The organism is Pseudofrankia coriaricola (genome assembly GCF_001854805.1).
Taxonomy (GTDB): domain Bacteria; phylum Actinomycetota; class Actinomycetes; order Frankiales; family Frankiaceae; genus Pseudofrankia.
Genome location: NZ_MBLO01000086.1, coordinates 1 through 23,428, shown reverse-complemented (window position 1 = coordinate 23,428; position 23,428 = coordinate 1). Strand labels below are relative to the sequence as shown.

The 23,428-nt window shown below is 71.1% G+C and carries 11 protein-coding genes; 10 read left to right on the top strand and 1 reads right to left on the bottom strand.

What is annotated here, in order from left to right; translation table 11 throughout:
• Positions 1 to 636: 636 nt before the first annotated feature.
• The 9 genes from BCD48_RS14540 to BCD48_RS14500 all read left to right on the top strand — a co-directional run bounded on the left by BCD48_RS14540 (position 637) and on the right by BCD48_RS14500 (position 21,706).
• The gene (locus tag BCD48_RS14540; RefSeq protein ID WP_241841730.1) at positions 637 to 1,182 is read left to right on the top strand and encodes a TetR/AcrR family transcriptional regulator; all 546 of its coding nucleotides are present in this window, start codon (positions 637 to 639) and stop codon (positions 1,180 to 1,182) included.
• A gap of 607 nt (positions 1,183 to 1,789) precedes the next feature.
• Positions 1,790 to 3,454 carry a GMC oxidoreductase gene (locus BCD48_RS14535; RefSeq protein WP_083418638.1) on the top strand — a complete coding sequence of 555 codons (1,665 nt, stop codon included), beginning with the start codon at positions 1,790 to 1,792 and terminating at the stop codon, positions 3,452 to 3,454.
• A gap of 344 nt (positions 3,455 to 3,798) precedes the next feature.
• Positions 3,799 to 10,860: a type I polyketide synthase gene (locus BCD48_RS14530; protein WP_241841729.1), complete on the top strand. Its 7,062-nt coding sequence runs from the start codon at positions 3,799 to 3,801 to the stop codon at positions 10,858 to 10,860.
• Positions 10,861 to 10,863: 3 nt separating this feature from the next.
• Entirely contained in the window at positions 10,864 to 15,735 is a 4,872-nt protein-coding gene (locus tag BCD48_RS14525) for a type I polyketide synthase (protein WP_083418637.1), read from the top strand.
• Positions 15,736 to 15,737: 2 nt separating this feature from the next.
• Positions 15,738 to 16,046 carry an acyl carrier protein gene (locus BCD48_RS14520; protein WP_071048897.1) on the top strand — a complete coding sequence of 103 codons (309 nt, stop codon included), beginning with the start codon at positions 15,738 to 15,740 and terminating at the stop codon, positions 16,044 to 16,046.
• 5 nt (positions 16,047 to 16,051) lie between these two features.
• On the top strand, positions 16,052 to 16,867 hold the full coding sequence (locus tag BCD48_RS14515; protein ID WP_071048896.1) for an alpha/beta fold hydrolase: 816 nt from the start codon (positions 16,052 to 16,054) through the stop codon (positions 16,865 to 16,867).
• Complete coding sequence (locus BCD48_RS14510; protein WP_071048895.1) at positions 16,864 to 18,066, top strand: glycosyltransferase; 1,203 nt, start codon at positions 16,864 to 16,866, stop codon at positions 18,064 to 18,066. The genes BCD48_RS14515 and BCD48_RS14510 overlap by 4 nt, the downstream gene beginning before the upstream one ends.
• Positions 18,063 to 19,895, top strand: coding sequence for an ABC transporter ATP-binding protein (locus BCD48_RS14505; RefSeq protein WP_083418636.1), 1,833 nt, complete (start codon positions 18,063 to 18,065; stop codon positions 19,893 to 19,895). Before BCD48_RS14510 ends, BCD48_RS14505 begins: the two co-directional genes overlap by 4 nt.
• Before the next feature lie 143 nt (positions 19,896 to 20,038).
• Positions 20,039 to 21,706, top strand: coding sequence for a sensor domain-containing protein (locus BCD48_RS14500; protein ID WP_071048894.1), 1,668 nt, complete (start codon positions 20,039 to 20,041; stop codon positions 21,704 to 21,706).
• Positions 21,707 to 21,918: 212 nt separating this feature from the next.
• Here BCD48_RS14500 and BCD48_RS14495 read toward each other — a convergent pair whose 3' ends face one another.
• Entirely contained in the window at positions 21,919 to 22,287 is a 369-nt protein-coding gene (locus BCD48_RS14495) for a hypothetical protein (protein ID WP_131803990.1), read from the bottom strand.
• A 50-nt stretch (positions 22,288 to 22,337) separates the two neighbouring features.
• Between BCD48_RS14495 and BCD48_RS14490 the strand changes: the two genes are divergently transcribed.
• Positions 22,338 to 22,733, top strand: a complete 396-nt coding sequence (locus BCD48_RS14490; protein ID WP_071048892.1) for a hypothetical protein — start codon at positions 22,338 to 22,340, stop codon at positions 22,731 to 22,733.
• The last annotated feature ends 695 nt before the right edge of the window (positions 22,734 to 23,428 follow it).

Below are 23,428 nucleotides of genomic sequence, written 5' to 3'. Positions count from 1 at the left end.
ATCGCCAAAGCCCTGCGAGCCACCGCCCGCCAGCCCGAACGCGTCCTCCAGATCATCGGCCTGATCAGCGAAAAGGGACTTTGACGGCACCCTGCAGCTGCAGGGCCGACTCGCTCGGGACGCCGCAGTAGCCGGCGCCAAGGTTCCCCGCCCCGCGTTGCGCCTCACCAAGGACATCGGCCCACACCAATGGGGCGGGGCGAGCAGGCCTGCGTGGCCGACGGCCACTAGTAGCACGCACGCCGCCCACCACCTTGACGGCCCGTAACCTCCGGGCATCCATCTTCTTCGCCGTTTCCCGCGCTGTGGGTCTCATTGCGCTGGTCACGCGGATGAGGCACGCGCACCGACGAGTCGGCCGCGGATACCGCTACGTTCCGCATGCTCCAGGCGTGCAGTCACCCTGGCGACAAAGACGGCAACGGTTACGCCGCGCTATCGGCCCAGGTCAGCGCGCTCGATCAGCTGTCGACGCCGGCCGCTTCGGCGCTGTCGGGCCAGCCTCTCCGTCATGCCACACTCGTCGACAACTGTCATTGACATCCGTCAGAAGCCGGTGTAGACATCACTGCCATGGTGCCTGTGCCGGAGAAGCCAGCCGGTCGAGAGGCGCAACGGCTCGAGACACGTCAGCGTGTGTTCGACGCGGCCATAGCGGAGTTCCGGCGCTGGGGAATGGCCTGCGCGGACATCGGTGCCATCGTCACGGCGGCCGGCGTAGCACGTAACACGTTCTACTTCCAGTTCCCGACGAAGGAGCACATCCTCGCCGAGCTGGATCGCGGCGAACAGGAGGAGCTAGCGACTAAGCTCACGTGGGTCCTCGCCTCGCCGCCTCCCTTGCGGGATCTCCTCGCCGAGGTGGTCCGGCTGGTAACCAACATCGAGCAGCGTCTCGGAGTCGTGCTATTCAGGGAACTTCTGGCCCTCCACTTTTCCCCGAACCGCCCCCGCGACAGTGAGTGGACCACCTATCCGGTCGTCGTTCTCATAGTCGAGGCGCTCCTCCGGGCGCGCGAGTCCGGCGAGATCCACTCCGAGGCCGACATCAAGCACAACGCGTTCTTCTTCCTGCTCGGACTCTATGCTGTCCTGGCAGCGGTTCCCGACTCGGCCTCCGACCGCGACGCTATACTCACCAACTTCGTGACCACGGTGCTCCGTGGGCTGGAACCACGATGACCAAAAGGCGGGTAAGACCGGCTTCCAAGGGAACCCGCTCAAGGTAGCGTCTCCCGGTTCGACAGGCGTAGGCAGGCGCAGCTGAAACCGGCTCGCTCTTGTGGTCCTAACCCGGACCACGGTTGCGATCTTTTACGATCCGCGTCCTGCGCCGGCCGTTCGTACCGGAGTGGTCGCCAGCTCGCGTCAAAAATCGGATATTACCACAGGAATCGGACGGCCGCGCGCCTTCCGTCCTCCTTCCGTGCGTCCGACAACAGGTACTTCACGCTACTCAAAATGGGGCACGAGACTATCGTCGCCCCGCAGGCCGCCGTCCCTAGGCAGGCCAAAGTAAGACCGGAGAGTTGCCCGTTGACACGGTTCGACCAGGAGGGCATTCTCCGGGTGTCGCCCGTCAGATTTTCTGGCGGCCACGGGGGCGTTCGATTTCTCGGCGCCGATGCGACCTTCGGACCGAGCTTTCGCCGCAGCGCAGTAGCGGCTGATCTTACAGCTTGGAAGACCTGTTCGCCCTCACTGTGCGGCGACGGCCCACGCGACGCTTTGACCATGGGCGGCTTACCTCAAAGTGGTCGCGATCCACCCCCTGTTGATTGGAGCAGTCATGTCCGACGACGTGCCTCAGGAGGACGCCACACCTATCGGACAGGGAGCCGACGGCCCCGGCTTACGCCCGGCCTCAGCGGTCACGAGGCGCTCACTGATCGGCGGCGCCGTGGCCCTGGGCGTCACCGCGGCGGCCGGCCTGGGCTCGACGCCGGCGCGAGCGGCGACGGCTTCGGCCGGCGGGGCGGCCGGGCGCTCGGTGACCCAGATCAGCGCACGGGCCGTCGTGGTCGGCACCGGGTTCGGCGGCGGCGTCACCGCGCTGCGGCTCGCCCAGGCAGGCGTCTCGTCGCTCGTCCTGGAACGCGGCCTGCGCTGGCCCACGGGGCCGAACGCGACCACCTTCCCCCGGATCACCCAGGGGCTCGACCAGCGCGCCTTCTGGCTTCCTCCAACCGGCGCCTTCCCCTGGGCGCCCTACACGGGCCTGCTCGAGACCGTGCAGGCAACGGGCATCGCCGTGAACGTCGGGGCTGCCGTCGGCGGCGGGTCGCTGATGTACCACGGGATGACCTTGCAGCCGAGTCTGACCAACTTCGCCTTGTCCATGCCACTCATGACGGGCTTCTACGGGGACCTGAACCGGTGGGCGTACCCGGCGGTCGCCTCGATGCTGGGCATCTCCACGATCCCTGACGACGTGCTGAACTCCGATCCCTACCGCTCCTCCCGGGTGTTCCTCGACGTGGCGCCCAAGGCGGGCTTGCAGACGTTCCGCGTGCCGCTGCCGATCGACTGGTCGTTCGTCCGCGGTGAGCTCAGTGGCAAGTACGTCCCCACCTACACGACGAGCGACATCGGCTTCGGCGTGAACAACGGTGGCAAGCACTCGATCGATGTCACCTACCTGGCGGCGGCCGAGGCCACCGGCAAGGCGCAGGTGCAACCTCTGCACGTCGTCAGGGATATCTCGCTCGCCCCGAACAAGAAGTGGGTCCTCTCGATCGACCGGATCGACACCGCGGGTGCTGTCCAGGAGCAGAAGTCGATCACGGCCGACGCCGTCTTCCTCAACGCCGGCTCGCTGGGCACGACCCGGCTGCTGGTGAAGGCGAAGGCCAAGGGTCTTGTTCCCAACCTGCCCAGCGGCATCGGTACGCAGTGGGGCAACAACGGCGACCAGATCTACGCCTGGACCCAGATGAACCACGACCCAGGCGTCCAGCAGGGCGGGCCGGCCTGTGTGGGCGGCCGGCCGCTTGTCAGCCCGATCCCCTACACCGTGATCCACTCCGGGTCTCCCATCCAGACCCCCGGGGTTCGCGAGATGCTCGTGGTCGGCTTCGGTATCGAGCAGCCGACCGGCACCTGGGCCTACGACTCCGCGAAGGACGACGCCGTCCTGACCTGGCGGTCGTCGGGGGACGCCGCGCTCCAGCAGGTCATATCCGCCCAGATGCAGGCGATCGCGCGGGCCGGCGGCGGGAACATGACGGACACCGACTCGCCGGCGCCGTCGACCTGGCATCCGCTTGGCGGCGTGCCGATGGGCTCGGCTGTCGACCTCTATGGCCGGGTCCTCGGTCATAAGGGCCTTTATGTGCTGGACGGCTCCCGCATTCCCGGTTCGACGGGGGCGTGCAATCCGTCCATGACGATCGCCGCTCTGGCCGAGCACAGCATGGCCACGATCGTCCGCCAGGACCTCGGATCGGTCTTCTAACGCTGGAAGCAGCAGGACAGTCGAGCCTGCCGCGGGGGTCGCAGCACCGGCCGCGCTGACGCCTCGATGTCCATGCGGACCGCATGGACATCGAGGCGGGCGGGACAAGCCCGTCGACAGCGGCTGGCTCGGAGGCTGGTCTCGAGGCTGGTGCTCGATGCGAGGCAGCCGGGGCCGCCTTTGCCGGCGCCCCCTGAGCCGGCGGCGAGACGGACGGCGCCTGGCTCGGCCGGCCTGCCGTCGCGTTCCCGGTGGTTCCTCGCAACGACGAAGCGTGAGTGCTCGGTATCGGTGGTCGGACACCGGGCGGTTTCCTAGCCCACGGACATCAACGGAAGTGACTAGTGAAGATCAGTGACGCTGACGCCGGCCGTGACGAGGCCGTCCGCCGGGCCCAGAGGATGGCACGGCGGGACCAGGTGGTCGGCATCAGCCCGTTGGGCCAGCCAGACGCGAGGCTCGTGGCCGCGGTCTGTGAGGCCGGGGCTCTCGGCCTCCTGGACCTCGGCCACGACCCCGCCGAGGCAGCCGCGGCGCTGCTTCTGACCGCACGGCTGACGAACCGCGCCTTCGGCATCCGGATCAGCCGCCCGGACGCCGTCGACACGGCCGCGCTGACACGCTGCCAGGAGCAGATCGACACCCTGGTCCTGTCGGGGGAGGCGCTCGCGGCGTCCCCCGACAGGACAGCGCTTGCCGCCCTCCTGACGAACGGGCCCGGGGTCCGGATCCTGGCGGAGGTCACCTGCTCCACCGAGGCGCGCAACGCCGTCGCCGCCGGAGCGGACGGGCTGCTGGCGCGAGGCGCCGAGGCCGGCGGGCGGGTTGGCGATCTCAGCTCGTTCGTGCTGTTCCAGCAGCTGCTGGAACTGTTCGGTGCCCCGAGAGACGACGGCCCCGCGATGCCGGTCTGGTGCTGGGGCGGGATTGGCGTCCGCGCCGCCGTAGCCGCCGCGGTCGGCGGGGCTGCAGGGGTGGTCCTCGACACCCAGTTCGCGCTGTTGCGCGAGGCCGGCTCCGCCGGGCCGGTCTCCGCCACGCTGCGCCGGCTGGATGGCACCGAGACGGTGATCGCCGCCGGGCATCGGGTCTACCAGTCACCCGCGAGCAGGCGCACGGACGGCGACGCACAGAGCTGGTCGCAGGACGAGGTTCTCGCGAGCATCGGCCACGCAGGCCCGGGCCGCCGGCTGCTTCCGGTCGGGCAGGACGTCTTTCTCGCCCGCGACTTCGCCTCCCGTTACGGGACCGTGGCCCGCGTGGTTCGGGCCATCCGACAGGCCGTCGACGCCGCGGCCGATCCTGAGACGGTCGCCACCACCGCTGCCTTGCTTTCGAGCGACTCGCCCCTGTGCGCCGTGTGGGGCACCTCCCGGCCGGTGGCGCAAGGCCCGATGACCCGGGTCAGCGACGAGCCTGCCTTCGCGCGCCACGTCGCCGACGACGGCGCCCTGCCATTTCTCGCGCTCGCGCTGGCGGACGGCGAGCGCTCCCGTCGGCTGCTGACCGAGACCCGCGAGCTGCTCGGTGAGCGTCCCTGGGGCGTCGGGCTCCTCGGCTTCGCGCCCGATGAGGTGCGTGCCGCCCAGCTCGAGGCGGTTCGCGACGCGCGGCCGTCACGGGTGGTCGTCGCCGGCGGCCGGCCATCGCAGGCCGCCGAGCTGGAAGAGATCGGCATCACGGCCCTGCTGCATGTCCCCTCACCGGCGCTCCTACGCCAGTACCTGGCCGAGGGCTGTCGACGTTTCGTCTTCGAGGGCTCCGAATGCGGCGGGCACGTGGGCCCGCGCGCGAGCTTCCCACTCTGGGAGGCGCAGATCGCCGTTCTGCTCGACCATCTGGACGCCGCCGGTCCGACGAACGCCCACGCACACAGCGAAACAGGAGCCAGTTTCGAGGTCCTCTTCGCCGGTGGGATACACGATGCACGCTCTGCTGCCATGGTGGCGGCGATGGCGGCCCCGCTCGCGGCGCGCGGTGTCGGGATCGGGCTGCTGATCGGCACCGCCTACCTGTTCACCGAGGAGGCCGTCCGGCTCGGCGCGATCCAGGAGGAGTTCCAGCGACAGGCGGTGAACGCGGCGGCCACGGCGCTGCTGCGCACGGGCCCGGGCCATGTCACCAGTTGCCTCGCCAGTCCCTTCGTCGAGCTCTTCCATGCTGAGCGCGACGAGCTACGCGCCCGCGGCGTGCCCGACCAACAGGCGTGGGAACGGCTGGAACAGCTCAACCTTGGTCGGCTGCGCCTCGCCAGCAAGGGGGTCGAGCGACGCCGCGACCGGCTGGTGCACGTCGGACGGGAGCGCCAGCGCGACGAGGGCCTGTTCATGGCCGGGCAGGTCGCCGTCCTGCGGTCCGCTACCACGACCGTGCGTGACCTGCACGACGGTGTAACCCGGGATGCCGAGCGCCTTCTGCGTGCCTGGGCATTCGACCGGCGCGGCGACGAACGTGACGCGGTTGGCGGCGCCGAGGTCGACGTCGCGCCCGTGGACGTCGCTGTCATCGGCATGGCCTGCGTGCTGCCGGACGCGCCGGATCTCGCGACCTTCTGGGCCAACGTGGTGGCCGGTAGGGACGCGATCTCCGACGTCCCCCGCGACCGATGGGACAGTGACCTCTACTACGAGGCCGACAGCACGGCCGGCCCGAGCGGCGAGCGGACCTCGTCCAAATGGGGTGGCTTCCTGCCCCGGGTCCCGTTCGACCCACTGCGTTACGGCATTCCGCCAACGGCGCTGGCCAGCATCGAGCCGGTCCAGGTGCTCGCGCTCGAGACCGCCCGGCGCGCACTCGCCGATGCCCAGCTCGATGCGGCGGGGACCGATCACACCCGGACGGGCGCGGTGTTCGGCACCGAGGCCAACAGCGACCTCTCCGCGGCGCTCACGCTGCGCGCGGTGCTGCCGTCGTACTACGGCGAGGTTCCCTCCGAGCTGGACGACCTGCTCCCGCGGATCACCCCGGAGACCTTCACCGGCCTGCTCAGCAACATCATCGCCAGTCGGGTCTCCAACCGCCTCGATCTGGGCGGTCCGGCCTACGTCGTGGACGCGGCGTGCGCCTCGTCGCTCACCGCGCTGGACGCCGCGTGCCGCGAGCTGCGGCACGGCGGCGCCGACATCATGATTTGCGGTGGCGCAGACCTGCACAACGGGATCTTCGACTACCTGATGTTCTCGTCAGTCGGCGCTCTCTCCCCGACAGGACGAGCCCGGCCCTTCGCCGCCGATGCTGACGGGACCACCCTTGGTGAAGGCGTCGCCTGCGTCGTGCTGAAGCGGCTGGCCGACGCCGAACGGGACGGCGACCGGATCTATGCGGTTGTCAGGGCTGTCGGCTCGGCGAGCGACGGCCGCTCGCTCGGACTTACCGCCCCGCGTCCGGAGGGCCAGCGACGGGCGCTGGACCGCGCCTACCGTGTGGCTGGCGTCTCGCCGGCCGACGTCGGCCTGGTCGAGGCGCACGGCACTGGCACCGCCGTTGGCGACCGGGCCGAGCTGGAGACCCTCACCGCCGTCTTCACCGAGGCGGGCGCGGCGCGAGGAGCCTGCGCGCTGGGGTCGGTCAAGTCGCAGATCGGCCATACGAAGACGGCCGCAGGTCTGGCCGCCGTCGTGAAGACGTCGCTCGCGCTGCACCACGGGGTGCTGCCACCGACCCTGCATGTGGACAAGCCCAACCCGGGCTGGGACCCGGACGTCAGCCCGTTCGTCCTGTCAGGAGCGGCGAGGCCGTGGGCTCGACCGGCCGGCGAGCGGGTGGCCGGCGTGAGCGCCTTCGGCTTCGGCGGCGTCAACTACCACGCCGTGCTGTCGGGGCACGCCGGGTCGATATCCGCCCGGCATGCCCTAGACAAGTGGCCAGCCGAGCTGCTGGTCTTCCGTGGCACCGACCTCGTCACGGCCCTCGGCGGCGCCGCCGAGCTGCGGGAGCTCCTGCGTGCGAATGACGCGGCGGGCCGACCTTGGCCACTGCGCGACCTCGCCGCCACCGCCGCCCGGCAGGCCCAGAACCGCCGCGGTCCTGTCCAGGTCGCGATCGTCGCGCAGGACCTCGACGACCTGGCCCGGCTGCTGGACCACGCCTCGGCGGGCGAGCAGGACGTTGGCCTGTTCCTGTCCTCCGCTCGGCCAACGGACCACCTGGCGCACCCGCCTGACAGCCGTCTCGCGGTGCTGTTTCCTGGCCAGGGCAGCCAGCGGCCAGGCATGCTGACCGAGCTGTTCGTCGCCTTCCCCGAGCTCAAGGACTATTTGCGCCTCGGCGAGAGGTGGCGGGACGCCATCTTTCCGCCGGCCGGCCCGGCCGGGGCGACCGGCGACGACGCGGAACTGCGCCTGCGGGACACCCGGGTCGCCCAGCCGGCACTCGGGATCGCCGGTCTGGCCACGCACCACCTGCTGACCCGTCTCGGGCTCGCGCCCGACATGGCGGCCGGCCACAGCTACGGCGAGCTGGTCGCGCTCTACGCCGCCGGAGCATACGACGCGGAGACGCTGCTCGCGCTGTCCTCGGCCCGCGGTGAGGCGATCACGGCGGCTGTGGGCGACGGGCACGACCCGGGTGCGATGGCCGCGGTGCGCGCGTCCGCGTCAGCGGTGAGCTCGGTTCTTGCCGCCGCGTTCCTCGACCAGCAGATCGTCGTGGCCAACTACAACGCGCCGAACCAGGTCGTGGTCTCCGGCCCGACGGCCGCGCTTGACGCCGCCCTCGAGCTGCTTCGGGGCACTGGTCTGAGTGCCCTGCGTCTACCTGTCGCGTGCGCCTTCCACAGCCCGCTGGTCGCCCCCGGGACGGAGCTGTTCGCCGACGCACTTGCCAAGGCCCGCGTGATCGATCCGGTGCTTCCGGTGTGGTCCAACCGTGCCGCCGCCCCTTATCCGAAGGCCGACGGCGGGGCGCCAGGAGACGCCGTTCGCGCGGAGCTCGCGGCGCAGCTCGCCGCGCCGGTGCGGTTCGTCGACCAGGTCGAGGCCATGTACGCGGCCGGGGCACGAGTGTTCGTGGAAGCCGGCCCCGGCCGGGTACTGACCGGCCTGGTCCGCTCCATCCTCGGCGACCGGCCGTACCTGGCGGTCGCCTGCGACGGCCGCCGGGGCGGCCTGACCGGCTTCTTGGACGCGGTCGCCCAGCTTACGGTCGCGGGCATCGAGCTGCACACCGACTGGCTGGTCGACGGCAGAGACGCCGTCGACCGCACCGACGCCACCCCACCAGCGCGGCCGGCATGGAGTGTCGACGGGCGGGCCATCCGCCTCGCCGACGGGGAGCCGATCCCGGACGGCCTCGCTCCCGCTCGCCTGGTGCGACTGCCAGCCTCCCCCGCAGCCCAGCGGGCGCGCCCGGACTCCGCGTCGCCGACGCCGGACGGCGCTGACGGGCGAGAGGCGCTGATCAACCAGTTTCTGCGCGTCTCGCGCGACAGCCTCGCGGCCCAGCGCGACGTGCTTCTCGCCTACCTCGGCGGCCAACCTGCGACCGAGCCGCCGCCGGAGCCCCCCGTCGCGCGGTCCACGCGGGCCGTGCCGCCACCGGCGTCGCGCCCCTCCGCCGACATCTCGGACCTCCCATACGCCGGTGCCGTTCAGTCCCCCGCCCAGTCGAGCACCAGCGCCGGCGCCCAAGGGAAGGTGGATCTGATGGCGGCGGTCCTCGACCTCATCGCCGAGGGAACGGGCTACCCGACCGAGATGATCGAGCTGGATCTCGACCTTGAGACCGACTTGTCGGTCAACTCGTTGAAACGCACCGAGCTGGCGGGGCACCTCGCCGAGCGTTTCGGGTCCGCTCACGGCCGGGTCGACGAGCTCAGCCGGCTGCGCACGGTACGGGCGATCGTGGGCTGGTTGTCCGAGCACGAGAAGACCGGCACCACAGCGGCACTCGACGACCTGGCCGCGCCGGCGGCCGCAACCGCGCGGCGCGGAAGCCGGCGTGGCGAAGTCCCCATCCGGCTCGTGCCATCGTGGCGCCCGGTTCCGGGCACCATCGGCCTGACCGACCTGACGGGTACAAGCTGGGCGGTGTTCGGCCGCACCCTCGACCCGCCCGCGACACGACAGATCGTGTCCCGGCTCACCGCGCTCGGCGCCGACGTCCGCGCCTGGACGGCGGACGATCTGTCTGCCGCCGGTCAGGTCTCCGTCGACGGGGCGGTCTACCTGGCGGGCTGGGCCGAGGCGGCAGCCGAGCCCGAGCTGCCGTCCACCTTCGCCGCGGTCCGCACGATCGTTGCTGGCCAGCCCCGGTGGCTGCTCGGCGTCGCCGCGGCCGACGTCCCGTCCACGGCCGGCCTGCGTGGCCTGTTCCGCACACTCGGCAAGGAGTGCCCCGCGACCGCCGTGCGGCTGGTGGAGGTCGCGGCAGGCGCACAGTCCACGTTGGCTGACATCGTCGCCGGCGAGCTGCACGAGGCCGCGGCGCCGCAGGAGTCCGTGGTCCGCCACGGCGTGGTCCGGGAGGCCGCGCAACTGGTGGAGGCATCGCCCGGGCCGCTCGCGTCGGCTGGGGCCGGCCCGGCGGACGACGGCGTCGCCGAGGCGGCCGCACTCGGCCTGGACAGCGACTCCGTCGTCGTCCTCATCGGCGGAGCGCGCGGCATCACCGCCGGGTTCACGACACTGCTCGCGAGCGCTGCGCGGTGCCGGCTGGAGCTGGCGGGCCGGACGCCGGCTCCAATCGGCGATGAGGAGCCGTGGCTGGCGGCGGCGATCGACCGGCCAGCGATCCTCGACGCGATGCGGAACCTGGGGCCGCGCACGCCAGCGGAGGTCAACCGGCTTGCCGAGCAGGTGCTCGCGCAGCGCGAGATCAGGGCGACCCTCCGCGACGTCGCCACCCGAGGCGGCCAAGCGCGTTACCAGCAGCTGGACGTTCTGGACACGGACGCGGTCCATCAGTTCGTCAAGCAGGTATACGCACGCAACGGGCGGATCGACGCGGTGGTCCTCTCCGCCGGCGTCCTCGAGGACCGCCTCGTCGTCGACAAGGACCCGGAGTCGTTTCAGCGGGTGTTCGACACGAAGGTGGCCGGGTTGCGGGCGCTGTTGGCAGCGCTCGAGGAGCTGCCGAAGCGCCCCGGGACGGTCGCGCTGTACGGCAGCATCGCCGGAGTCGTCGGCAACCCCGGCCAGAGCGACTACGCGGCGGCCAACGACGCGCTGGAAACGCTCGGCGCCGTCTGGGGGCGGCGTACCGGCACGCGGGTCCTCACGGTTCACTGGGGCCCCTGGGCGCCCGACGACGGGCATCCCGGAATGGTCGACGCCGGCCTGGAGCGGGAGTTCGCCCGCCGCGGTATGGGCCTCATCGACCCTGAGGAAGGCCATCGTTCGCTGCTCCGAGAGCTTGCCTGGGGGCCGCGTGACCTGACCGCCGTCGTCTACACCGCGTCGGGCTGGTAGCCGATGCCAGCCCAACCGATGCCACTCGCGGCCTCGTCCGGCGCCGCCACGGCCGGGCCAGCGTCCGCCTGGCGCCATCCGGCAGTCGCGATCGTCGGCATGGCCGTGCTGCTGCCCGGCGCGCCCGACCTGGACACCTACTGGCACAACCTGGTCGGCGGCGTAGACGCGATCACGGAGGCGCCCCCCGGGCGCTGGGACCCGGCGTTCTACGACCCAGCCGGCGCCTCCGGACCGGCCCGCGCGGACCGGATCTACTGCCGACGAGGCGGCTTCGTCGACGATCTGGCCTATGTCGACCCGGTCCAGTTCGGCATCCCGCCGCGCGACGTCGCCAGCATCGAACCCGACCAGCTTCTGGCGTTGCGTGTCGCGTCGGCGGCCGTCGAGGACGCCGGCGGCGCCGTCCGGCTGGGAGATCTCGGGAAGGTCGGCGTCATCCTCGGCCGGGGCGGCTACCTGGGCGCCGGCATGGTCCGTCTCGACCAGCGGCTCCGCACCGCTCACCAACTCGTCGAGACGCTCGGGGCGCTGCTTCCCGCGCTCGGCCCCGACGACCTCGACCTGATCCGCAGCGCTTTCACGAAAGAGCTTGGCCCGGAGGCTCCGGACGCTGCGATGGGCATCGTCCCGAACCTGGCGGCCGCGCGGGTCGCGGGCCGGCTCGGCTTCGGCGGGCCGGCCTTCACCCTCGACGCGGCCTGTGCCTCGTCACTGGTCGCTATCGACAGCGCGGTCGCCGAGCTGGCATCAGGCCGTTGCGACGCGGTGCTGGCTGGCGGGGTGCATCACTGCCATGACATCACCCTCTGGAGCGTGTTCGCCCAGCTGCGCGCGCTGTCGAGGTCGCAGCGGATCCGGCCGTTCGACCGGCGCGCGGACGGCCTGCTGATCGGCGAGGGCACCGGCGTCGTCGTCCTACGGCGGCTGGAGGACGCTCGTCGCGACGGCGACCGGGTATACGCGGTAATCCGGGGAACCGGGGTTTCCAGCGACGGCCGCGGCGGAGGCCTGGTACTCCCGGATCCTGCCGGCCAGGCCGCGGCTGTCGAACGTGCCTGGCGCGCCGCCGGCCTCGACCCGCGCGAACCGGGCTCCATCGGCATGATCGAGGCCCACGGCACCGGGACACCAGCGGGCGACGAGGCAGAGCTGACGACGCTGGCCCGCGTCTTCGGGCCTGCCTCGCAAAGTCCCGAGGTCGCGGCGCTGGGCTCGGTCAAGGCGATGATCGGGCACGCCATGGCCGCGGCCGGTGTCGCGGGCCTGGTGAAGGCGGCCCTGGCGCTGCACAACCGGGTGCTGCTGCCGGCCCTGCACTGCGATGAGCCCCATCCGGCGGTGGCCACCACCCGCTTCCGGCCGCTCCCAGCCCCAGTGCCGTGGGAGGCTCGCGGCCCGCGCCGCGCGGGCGTCAACGCGTTCGGGTTCGGCGGCACCAACGCCCACGTGGTCCTTGAGGAGGCACCGCCCAGCGCGCCGCCGCGCGCCGCGTCGATGGTCGCGCCCATGCTGCCAGTCGCCGCGCCAGCAGCCGCCGGCATGTCGAAATCTTCCGGTTCAGCCGATGCCAGGGTCGCCACCGTGTCCGAACCGGAGCTAGTTCTGCGCCTGGCCGCGTCGACGCCGGACGAGCTGGGCGTGCTGCTCGAGGTCGACGACGCCGCGCTGCGCACCGCGGCGCTCGCCCCTTGCGAGCACCCCGCTGTGGGCGCGCGGCTCGGCCTGGTCAACCCCACCGGGCGCCGGCTCGCGACCGCCCGGCACGCTGTCGGCGGGATCCGAGCGGGCACCTGGGATGCCTGGCGCGGCCGCGGCGAGGTCTGGGTCAGCGCTCAACCGCTGCTCGGCGGTCCGACGGCCGGCCGTACCGCCTTCGTGTTCCCAGGTCTGGAAGCCGAGTTCGCCCCTCAGCTCGACGACGTCGCCCGACACTTCGGGCTGCCGCTGCCCGCCGACCTTTCTGACGCCGACCTCGGCCGTCACGCCACCGGCGTCCTGCTCGTCAGCCGCGTCCTGGACCGCGTCCTACGCCAGATGCGGATCACTCCAGACGCGCTCGCCGGGCACAGCATCGGCGAATGGAGCGCGATGTTCGCCGCCGGCATGTTCGACGACGACGCCGTCGACGCCGACATCTTCGCCGCCGACCCCTACGAGGGCGCCGTCCCCGACGTCGACTACGCGTCGCTGGCCTGCGCAGCCGACCAGGCCAGGACGTTCCTGGCGGACTACCCCGAACTCGTCCTGTCCCACGACAACGCGCCGTCGAGCACAGTCGTCTGCGGGCCACCCACGGCCGTCGCCGAGCTGGCCACCCGGCTACGCCGCGCGAACATCGTTGTGCAGGTCATGCCGTTCCGTTCCGGCTTTCACACCCCCATGCTGCGGCCCCACCTCTCAGCCCTACGAGCCCGCACCGACCGCCTTCAGCTGCGTCGAGCCGCCCAGACCCAACTCTGGTCGGCCACCACCGCCGCGCCCTACCCGGCCGACCTTGCCGCCGTCCGCGACCTGTTCGTCCGCCACCTCGTCGAACCCGTGCTCTTCCGGCAGACGATCACCGCGATGTACACCGCCGGCGTCCGCGTCTTCATCCAGGTCGGCCCAGGCAGACTCGGTGGCCTCATCGAGGCAACCCTCGACGGCACCCCTCACCTCACCATTCCCGCGAACTCCGCCCACCGCGACGGAATCGGCCAGCTGCGCCGGCTCGCGGTCGCGCTCTGGGTTGAGAATGGCGACCCAGACCTCGCCGCGCTGGACAGGGCGGCTCCCACGCCAGCCCGCTCCCGTCCAAGCGGCCGGAATGGACTCAGCGCGGGCCAGCCCGCGGACGTGCCCACGACGAGCGGCGCCGGGCCCGGACGGCTGGTGCGGCTCGATCTCGGCGCGGCCACGGTGCGCGTCGCCGCGGACCTGCTTGATCGTGTCGCGTCGGCCGCGGCCGACGCGACACGATCAAGCCCCCTGCGCGAGACCGCTGAGCTGCTCGCACGACCGGCGGACGACGCCGAGCGCCTGCTGGGACGGCACCCGCTCACGTCGTGGGCGCAGCGCAGCCCCGTCGCCGAGGAACTGCTGGCGCTGCTGACCGAGACTGCCGACACCGCCGCGATCGTGTTGGCCAGCAGGTCCGGGCCAGGCCTCAGCACCGCCGCCGACGGCGGGCTGTCGGCCCGTCACGACATCGGCGGGCCTGACAACGGCGGCTCAGCCGGGAACGACGGCCGCTCGGACCCGGTCGGTGACCTGCGTCAGGAGCACCCTGGTCCAGGCTGGACAGCCACACTGAGGGCGTCGACGGAAACGATGCCGTACCTGCTTGATCATGCGCTCACGCCGCAGCCACCCGGCTGGCCGGAGCTCGCCGACCGACGTCCGGTGGTCGCCGCGACGACCACCGTCGCGCTCATGGCGCGGTACGCGCAGCGGGCCTCCGGCCGCGTGGCGGTCGGAGTCTATGACGTGCGTCTGGAGAACTGGCTGCCGGCGCAGCCGGCGACCGATGTCACGGTCCAGGTCCGTCCCGAGGCACCCGACCGCCTCCGGGTGACGTTCGTCGGCTTCGCGAGTGGGCTCGTCCGAGTCGCCGACGACTATTCCACGAGCCGTCCGCCACGGTGGCCGGTGGATCTCGACACCGAGCAGCCCTCGGCCATGTCCGCCCGTGAGTTCTACCGTGACCGGTGGATGTTCCACGGCCCCGCCTTCCAGGGCGTGACGTCGTTCCTCGGGCATGGGCCGTCCCACGTCCGCGGGGTGCTCCGGACGTCTGGAGCTCCGGGAGCGCTCCTGGACGCCGCGGGTCAGCTCCTCGGGTACTGGATCCGATCATGCGCCGACGATCGGTTCGTGATGTTCCCGGTCCGGATCGGGATGGTCGAGCTCTTCGGTCCAGAGCCAGCGCCCGGGACGGCGGTCGTCTGCCACGTGTGGGTCGAGCGGTATGACGAGACGCGGGTCGAGGCCCATATGCAACTGGTCGACGGCCAACAGGTCTGGGCGCACGTGCACGGCTGGGTGGACCGGCGGTTCGACCTGCCGGCGGAGCTGGACGAGGCGTTCCGGTGGCCGGAGCGCCGTCCCTTCAGCCAGCTCATGGCTGGCGGCTGGGCCGTGGCCACCGAGCGCTGGTCGGACCTGGCGGTACGCGAGATGGTCCTCAGCCGCTATGTCAGTGGCGCCGAGCGCGCCGAGTACGACTTGATGCGGCCGGCGCGCCGGCGCGAATGGCTGCTTCGGCGGATCGCCGTGAAGGACGCGGTCCGCACCCAGCTGTGGGGAACGGGGAGTCCGGAGATCTTCCCCGCCCAGCTCCACGTCATCGACCCCTTCACCCGTCAGACAGGACCGGGACCCACGGGCCGGGTCGAGGTCTCCGGCATCCGGGGCCTTCACCTGCCGGGTTTCTCCATCGCGCTCGCGAGCTGCTCCGACATCGCCGTGGCGAACGCGCACCCGCTGGCCGGACTACAGGCCGAGCGGCCGTCCGAGGTCGGCCTCGCTGTCGAGCCCGCCGGTCCTGCCGGTGAGGAGCCTCCAACGTCGCTCGATCTGGACCATCCGTGGTGGCTGCGCCGGCTGACAGCCGCGACGACGGCCGTGGCACGGGCAGCCGGTGTTCACCCGTCACTGCCCCAGGTCACCGCCGCGTCGCGGATGGGCGACCAGCCTGGCGTCGTCACGGTGTCACTGACCGTTCCCAGCCACGAAGGCAGGCCCACGACTCGCGCCTACACGGTGACCTGCGTCGAGGCGGCTGTCGGCGTCCTCGGCCCGGAGTCCGGCAGCGCAGGCCGCCGGCTGGTCGCCTGGACGACCGTCGCGACATCGGCACCCGACACGACCCGCGAAGCCTTGATGGGAGCCTAGTTATGACAGTACCCGGCACCCGAGCCAGCTCCGTGCTCGCCGAAACCAACGCCATGATCAACGAACTTGTCGACAAGTACGGGTCGCCGCCGGTCCAGGTAACCATGGACACGCTGTTCCACGACGACCTGGAGCTGGAAAGCATCGATCTGGTGACCCTCGGCGTCATGCTCGCCGCCCGTTATGGCGAACAGGTCAGCATGGCCGAGTTCCTCGCCGACAAGGACCTCGTCGACGTGATCGGGCTGCGGGTCGGTGAGCTGGTCGACTATGTCGTCTCCCAGCTCGACCTGGCGGCCGGCGTTGGCTGACGGTCATGCCGACTATCCACGTCAATGACATCGACATCCACTACCTGCACATGCGGGGCAAGGTGTCCGGCGGTCCTGCGCCAACGCTCGTCTGCATCCACGGCCTCGGAACCGACAGCCTGGCCAGCTTCTACCTGACGCTCGCCGCCCCGCTGGCCGCGGCCGGCGTCGACCTGCTGTTCTACGACCTGCGTGGGCACGGCAACAGCACCCGGCCGGCCCACGGCTACCGGGTCGAGAATTTCGTCACCGACCTCGACGGAATTCTGACGGCCCTCCAGGTCAACCTGCCGGTCCACCTGGTCGGCAACAGCTTCGGCGGCACCGTCGCGTTCGCGTTCGCCGCGGCGCACCCGGCCAAGACGGCCAGCCTGGTCGCGATCGAGTCGGAGCCGCCGACCGACCTCTGGGCACAACGGGTGGGTGAGTTGCTGCGCAGCACGAAGGAGCAGCTGTCGAACGAGGAGACCTTCCAACAGATCGCGGTGATGTTCGGCGACCACCATGCCCGGCTGTCGCGGCAGGCATACCGGAGGCTGGAGGAGACCACGATGGCGGAAGAGATCCCGGCCGGACGCGTCCTGGACCTTGTGGAGCTGAGCCAGATCACAATCCCGGTCCTGAGCATCGTCGGCAGCGACGGGTTCCAGGCGGAGGACCCCTACCAGCTGGAGGGGATACTGCCGAACTGCCGGACCGTCGTGATCCAGGACCAGGACCACTCGGTCCTCGTCGAGGCCCATCGGCAGGTGCGCGACCTGCTCCTGGGCTGGATCTTCCGGCGGCCGGCGACGACGAACGTCCCCGGAGACCCGAGATGAGTACGTTCCTTCTGGTCACGCCGCCGTTGGTCGGCCACATCACCCCGCTTGTCGCGGTGGCCGACCGGCTGGCAGAACTCGGGCACCGGGTCTGCTGGGCCGGCGAGCCGGCGCTGGTCAGAAAGCTGGCCGGCGAGGACGCGTGGGTGCACCCCTGCGACGCTGGACTCGCCGACGTCGCCGAGCGCGGTGCCGGACTGCGCGGCTACGCCGCCGTCCGCTTCCTCTGGGAGGATTTCCTGCTCCCGCTGGCGGATGCCACCCACGCGGCGGTCACCGACGCGGCCGAGCGGACCGGCGCGGACCTCGTGGTCGCCGACATGCAGGCCCTGGCAGGGCCGGTCGCGGCGGCGCGGCTGGGTATCCCGTGGGTCACCTCCGCGACGACCTCAGGATCGTTGCGGGATCCGTTCACAACGACGCCACGGATTCGGCAGTGGCTGGACGGGCAGTTCTCGGACCTGATCGGGCGAGTGTCCGCGGGCTCGGTCCGCACGCTGACCCCCGCGACGCTGGAACGCTCGCCGCACCTGGTCGTCGCCTTCACCACGGAGGCGCTCGCCGGCCCGGCCGACCCGGGCGGCCCGCCGATCCTGTGGGCCGGACCGGCGCTGCGCCGGCGCGACGCCCCCCGCGGCACCGTGAGCGGAGTCGAGGCATTCCCGTGGGCGTGGCGGGACCCGTCGCGACCATTGGTCGTCGTCAGCCTCGGGACGGTGGACAGCGCGGTTGGTAGCGAGTTCCTGCGGGCCAGCGCCGAGGCGCTGCGTGGGCTCGGCGCGTGCGTGCAGGGCATCGTGGCCGATCCGTTGGGGGCGATCACGCGGCCGGCCGACAGCGTCCTCACCCGGCCGTACCTGCCCATGCTGCGGCTGCTGCCGCACGCCGCGGCCGTCGTCTGTCACGCGGGGCACAACACCGTCTGCGAGGCACTCGCACATGATCTGCCTCTGGTCGTGGCGCCAATCCGTGACGACCAGCCGGTCGTCGCCCAGCAGATCGTCGACGCCGGAGCAGGCATACGGCTCCATTTCCGCCGGGCGACGCCCGATCTTCTCGCGGCCGCGGTCACCGAGGCGCTGGCCGATCCCTGCTATGCCCGGGCCGCGCGCCGTGTCGGTGCCTCGTTCCGGGTCGCTGGGGGGGCGCCCGCGGCCGCGGACGCGCTGGTGGGCCTGGCCGCGCGCGGGCACGCGTGAGCGGCGCGCGCCACGCCCGGCCGGCGCCGCCGCGGCCGGACAAGCCGGCGGCGTTCATCCTGCGGCACACACGCGGCTTCCGGCTGCGGCTCGCGGCCGGCGGCGTGCTCGTCCTCACCGGTGCCGCGCTGTCCCTGACACAACCGTTGATCGCGCGGCACATTCTCGATCGCCTCGTTCGCCATGAGTCGACCGGCGGGCTGCTCCTGATCCTCGCCGGCGCCGTCGCGCTCGGCACCGTCGTCGCGGCCTGCGGCTATTTCGTCCTCGAATCGGTCGGCGAGTCCCTCGTACGCACGGTGCGCGGTCAGCTTTCAGCACGCATCCTGACACTGCGCACGTCCGTCATCGACGAGGCCAAGCCGGGGGACCTCGTATCCCGGCTCGTCGCGGACACTACGTTGCTGCGCCAGGTGGCGACGCAGTCCGTCGTCTCGTCGACCATCGCGGCGATCGCACTGCTCGGCTCGTTGGTCCTGATGGGGCTGATCGACATCCTGCTGCTGACGGTGACGCTGGCCGCGGTCACGACGATGACCGTCTCGGTCCGGTGGGCTGCCGCCCGGATCGGGTTGGCCACCGGCGAGGTGCAGGAATCGGTCGGATTTCTGGCCGCCCTACTCGACCGCGACCTCGCCGCCTTCCGGACCCTGAAGGCGGCCGGCGCAGAGGAGCATGAGATCGGCTTGCTGACCGGAGCCGCCGAAACCGCCTGGCGTCGGGGGCTTCGGGTGGCAGGCTGGCAGGCGGCGAGCGGCGCCACGGCGAGCCTGCTGATGCAGACGTCCTTCCTCACGGTGCTCGGCGTGGGCGGCGCGCGGGTGGCCTCGGGACGGCTGCCCATCGCGGATCTCATCGCGTTCTTGCTCTACATGTTCTTCCTGACGCAGCCGGTCACCACCCTCGCCGGCGCCTGGGGCCAGCTCAGCGCCGGCGCGGCCGCCGCGGGCCGCATCCAGGCCGTGCTGGACCTGGCGGTCGAGCCGCTCGCCCCGGTCCGCGCGGATGCCCCTACTGACGGCGGGTTGGCGGAGGGACTACTCACCCTCCGGGGGCCTGCGGACCGGGCGGGCGGCGCGGCCGTGGCGTTCAGCCAGGTGGTTTTCGGCTACCGGGACGGCCTCCCTCTCGTCCACGACCACGTGACGTTCGCGGTCCCGCCGGGCGGTCTGACCGCCGTCGTCGGGCCGTCCGGCGCGGGCAAGACGAGCCTGTTCGCGCTGCTCGAACGGTTCTACGAGGTGCGTTCGGGACAGGTGCTCGTCGACGGCCGGGACGTGCGGGCCTGGCCGCTGGCCGAGCTTCGCCGCTCGATCGGTTACGTCGAGCAGGAGGCGGCGGTCCTCGCCGGCACCCTGCGGGAGAACCTGACCCTCGGCCTCGGCTGGGTCGACGACGAGCGGCTGTGGGAGGCGGTCACCCTCGCGCGACTCGGCGATGTGGTGGCGGCGTTGCCGGGCGGGGTCGACGGCTGGATCGGGCACCGTGGTGGCACTCTGTCCGGCGGCCAGCGGCAGCGGATCGCGATCGGCCGGGCGCTGCTGCGCCGGCCGCGCCTGCTGCTGCTGGACGAGGTGACCTCGGCGCTGGACGCGGTCAACGAAGCGGCCCTGCGCGACACGCTCGACGCCGCGTCAGCCTCCGCCACGGTGATCGTCATCGCGCATCGTCTCTCGACCGTCGTCAACGCGCGGCAGATAGTCGTCCTGGAGTCCGGGCAGGTGCGCGCGGTCGGGACACATGACGAGCTCCTGGACAGCGATCAGGTGTACCGAGAGCTGGCGACAACCCAGTTCCTCGCGCCCGCCGGTTCCGAAAGCCTCCAATGACGAACCCTGCACACCAACGCGACCACTGATTACACAGTGCGATCGGTTTGTCGCACAAGTCATGGGTATGGTCACAGCAGAGCATGAGATCAACGGACGGAGCGGGCGCCGGGCCGTCACCTCAGCAGCAGGAGGGGGTATCGGTGACCCCACGTGACGGGCCTCTTCAGGCCACGGGGCCTTTCGGCGTCGCGCGAACCGGTCTCATCGTGACGGGCGTCACCGACGCGATAGTGCGCCGCGTCGACGCCGCGGCGTGCAAGATCCTCGGCCGCGACGAGGAGTCCATCGTCGGTAGGAACTGGCGGGAGCTGGTGGACCCGACGCAGATCGAGGACCTGGTCAAGGCCGCCCGCGAGGAGTTCGCGGACAGCGTGGACAGTCTCTGCCACGTCGTCCGCTTCGTTCGGCCAGATGGCACCGTCGCCCACGCCCTTGCCTCTGGTCCGGTCGCGTTGGTCGAGGGCATCCCGTGTTACGTGATCCAGCTGTTGGACATCACTGAGCTGGTCACGACGGGCCTGCAGCTGCAGCTGGTCGTCAACCACACTTCGGTCTCGATCTTCCTGCTCGACCACGAGGGCAGGGTGCTCGTGAGCAGTGGCGCGGCCGCACAGCCGGCTACGGAGGCGCTGCGGCAGGCGAAATCGTCCACCGTCTTCGAGGCGTTCGCCGACCAGCCGGCGATTTTGACCCTGGTCCGCCGCGCGATGAGCGGGCAACACGCGCACGACGTGGTGTGCGGACGCAACCGTTGGTACGACGTCGACCTCGTCCCGATGCCAGGTGCCGGCCGGCCCGCCGCCGCATGGGGGCCCGCCGTCGCCGGGGTCGTAAACGACGTGACCGAGCGGGAGGAGGCCATCCGGGCCCTGCGGGTCCGCACCGCGCGCCAGGCCGCGCTGGCAGATCTTGCCCAGCACGCATTGGAGAGCACGGACGAGAGCTCCCTGTGCGAGCGCGCCGCGCGGATACTCGAAGACCAGCTTCCCACGGACGAGGTAGTCCTCCTCCGCCGCGCACCCGAATGCCCAAACGGGTCCTCGTTGCAGCCAGATTGGGACGGGCCGCACCATCCCACCGAAACGGCTGAGCCTTCCGCCTGGGCCGCGCCGACGGTCGCGCGAGTTCCGGTGGGCCGCGCGGACGCTCCGGTCGCGACGCTGGTCATCCGTGACCGTAGTGGCTTCAACGCTGACGGACTCGCGTTCATCCGCTCGGTGGCCGCTGTCGTCGGAGCGGCCGTGATGCGGATCCGTTCCGAGAACGACGCCCGCTACCGGGCTTGGCACGACCCGCTGACCGGCCTGGTCAACCGCGCCGCGCTGCTCGAGCGACTGAGCAGCTCCCTGCGCCGGGCATGTGCGGACCGACGTCTGGTCGGCGTCCTCTTCCTTGACCTGGACGGCTTCAAGGCCGTGAACGACACCCTCGGCCATCAGGCGGGCGACGACCTGCTGCGAACTATCGCCGACCGGCTACTTCAGGTAGTGAGGCCCCAGGATGTCGTCGGCCGGCTCGCTGGCGACGAGTTCGCTGTGCTGTGCGACGACCTAGGCCTGGACGATCTATGCGCCGTTGGCCACCGCGTGCTCGGCGCGTTGGCCGAGCCGGTCACGCTGCGCCGGAAGGTACGGGTCGGCGGCAGCGTGGGGATCGCCCTGTCCAGCCCCGACCTCGCCGACCCCGAGGAACTACTTAACGCCGCGGACATGGCCATGTACCAGGCCAAAAAGAGCGGTCCGGGCCGTTGCGTGGCTTACGACGAGCGAATCCGGGCGACGCTGGCCAACGCGGGTGAGTCCTGTTGACGCCGCCGAGCGCGGGAGAAGTGCGCTCCGCTACCATCCGCGGTCGGCTCCTCGGACGCCAACCCGCGTGGCGAGGTCATCAAGGTCAACTGCGGCCGGCCCTTCGAGGCACGCTCCGGCGCAGCGGTGACCGCGGCGACGCCCTCGGGGCGCCGCCGCGGTCAAAGACGTCAGGACGGCACGGCCAGGGCAGCCCGGTCACATCAGCGCGGTCAGGCCAGGACCCGCACCGATGCCTTGAAGAACTGACTGCCCTTGCCTGCGTCGAAGGGAAGGCTGACCGCGGCGAGCTCCCCCTTCGCGGGGGTGAGCGACGACGCCTTCGCCGCAGGGCTGTACTGCTGGTTCCGGTTCCCGGGGCCGAGCTGGAGCTGGACCGTCAGCCGCCCCGCTGCGTCGGACTTCTGACTGGTGGTCGTCGATCCGACCGGGCCCGAGATGGCGACCTTGTACTCGTGGTTGGGCTCGAACAGCGGCGCCGTCGCGACCGTCGCGGAACCGCTGCCGATCACGTCGAACTGGTTGCCACCCTGGACGGTCAGCGCGCTGAACTCGTCGCGGCCGAGCTCGATTCCTGGCACACCAGCGAACACAACCTCGCCGAAAACTCGTCGACAGCTTCGAGCCCGGCATGCTCGTCATCGCCGACCGCGGGTTCTACAGATTCCGCCTCTGGGCCGACGCCGCAGCCACCGGCGCGGACCTGCTGTTCCGGATGTCCGCCGGACCAGAACTCCCCGTCGTCGAACCCCTTCCCGACGGCTCCTACCTGTCGTTCCTACTCGACCCCAGGGTCCGCGGCCGACGCAGCAACCAGAAACACCGCGGCTCCGCCGTCCTCGAGGAACCCTCCGGCCCCACCGTCCGGGTCATCGAATACGAGGTCACCAACCGCGACGGCAGCGGCGACCTGTTCTGCCTCATCACCACCATCCTCGACCCCACCGACGCGGCCGCCGCCGAACTCGCCGACGCCTACAACCAGCGCTGGGGTGCGACACGAAGTCGCACGGGACTGTCAAGTTAGGGATACTCACACCCCGTAACAGTCACCGAACGTCACAGGTCGTTGCTGGGAATGGCTCAGTGGCCGGCCCGAGCTTTGTGGCCGGCCCGAGCCGTGCCGCGTCGCGCACCTCGTCGGTCCGCGACGGCGTAACTGATCACTTCTGGCCATGGCTTCTCCTCTATGTGGAAGCAGAAGACCGGACGCGTGCCGGTGGGCGCGACCCGCCAGCATAACGGAGGGAGTTTAGCAGTCTGATCCTGTTCTTCCCAGGAGGCTTGGGCGGGGGAGTTTCCCACCCGCCTTCGGGATGAGCCGTTCACGAACCGGCGGCGGGTGAAACGTCTGAGACCTGAGCTGATCCCGAACCTCGCTCAAGAACGCCTCCACGCCACGCTCGGACTCGATGTCATACGCGGTTCGTCCATCGACACCCGCCGTGCGTGACCCGGTGTTACCCCGAACCCGGCGCCACGCTACCACCAGAAACGCCGGGTCAGCCACCAGATTGTACAAATCGTCAAACCGACGACTCCTATCCTCGTCGGCCCAACGGTGCAGCTTCGATTGCATTCCCAGTACCCGTGCCGCCGCCATCTCCGGCGACGACACCAGATCACCGATGTTCACCGGCGAGCTCCTGGCATTGCCTTTCTCCGATCTGCCATAGCCTGCTGCCGTCCTTGGCCGTGTACGCGGCTTTCCCGCGCTCGGAC

Excerpts from the sequence above, each read along its gene's own strand:
- BCD48_RS14535 (WP_083418638.1), top strand. The coding sequence starts at position 1,790 with ATGTCCGACGACGTGCCTCAGGAGGACGCCACACCTATCGGACAGGGA.
- BCD48_RS14525 (WP_083418637.1), top strand. The coding sequence starts at position 10,864 with ATGCCAGCCCAACCGATGCCACTCGCGGCCTCGTCCGGCGCCGCCACG.
- BCD48_RS14520 (WP_071048897.1), top strand. The coding sequence starts at position 15,738 with ATGACAGTACCCGGCACCCGAGCCAGCTCCGTGCTCGCCGAAACCAAC.
- BCD48_RS14515 (WP_071048896.1), top strand. The coding sequence starts at position 16,052 with ATGCCGACTATCCACGTCAATGACATCGACATCCACTACCTGCACATG.
- BCD48_RS14510 (WP_071048895.1), top strand. The coding sequence starts at position 16,864 with ATGAGTACGTTCCTTCTGGTCACGCCGCCGTTGGTCGGCCACATCACC.
- BCD48_RS14490 (WP_071048892.1), top strand. The coding sequence starts at position 22,338 with ATGCTCGTCATCGCCGACCGCGGGTTCTACAGATTCCGCCTCTGGGCC.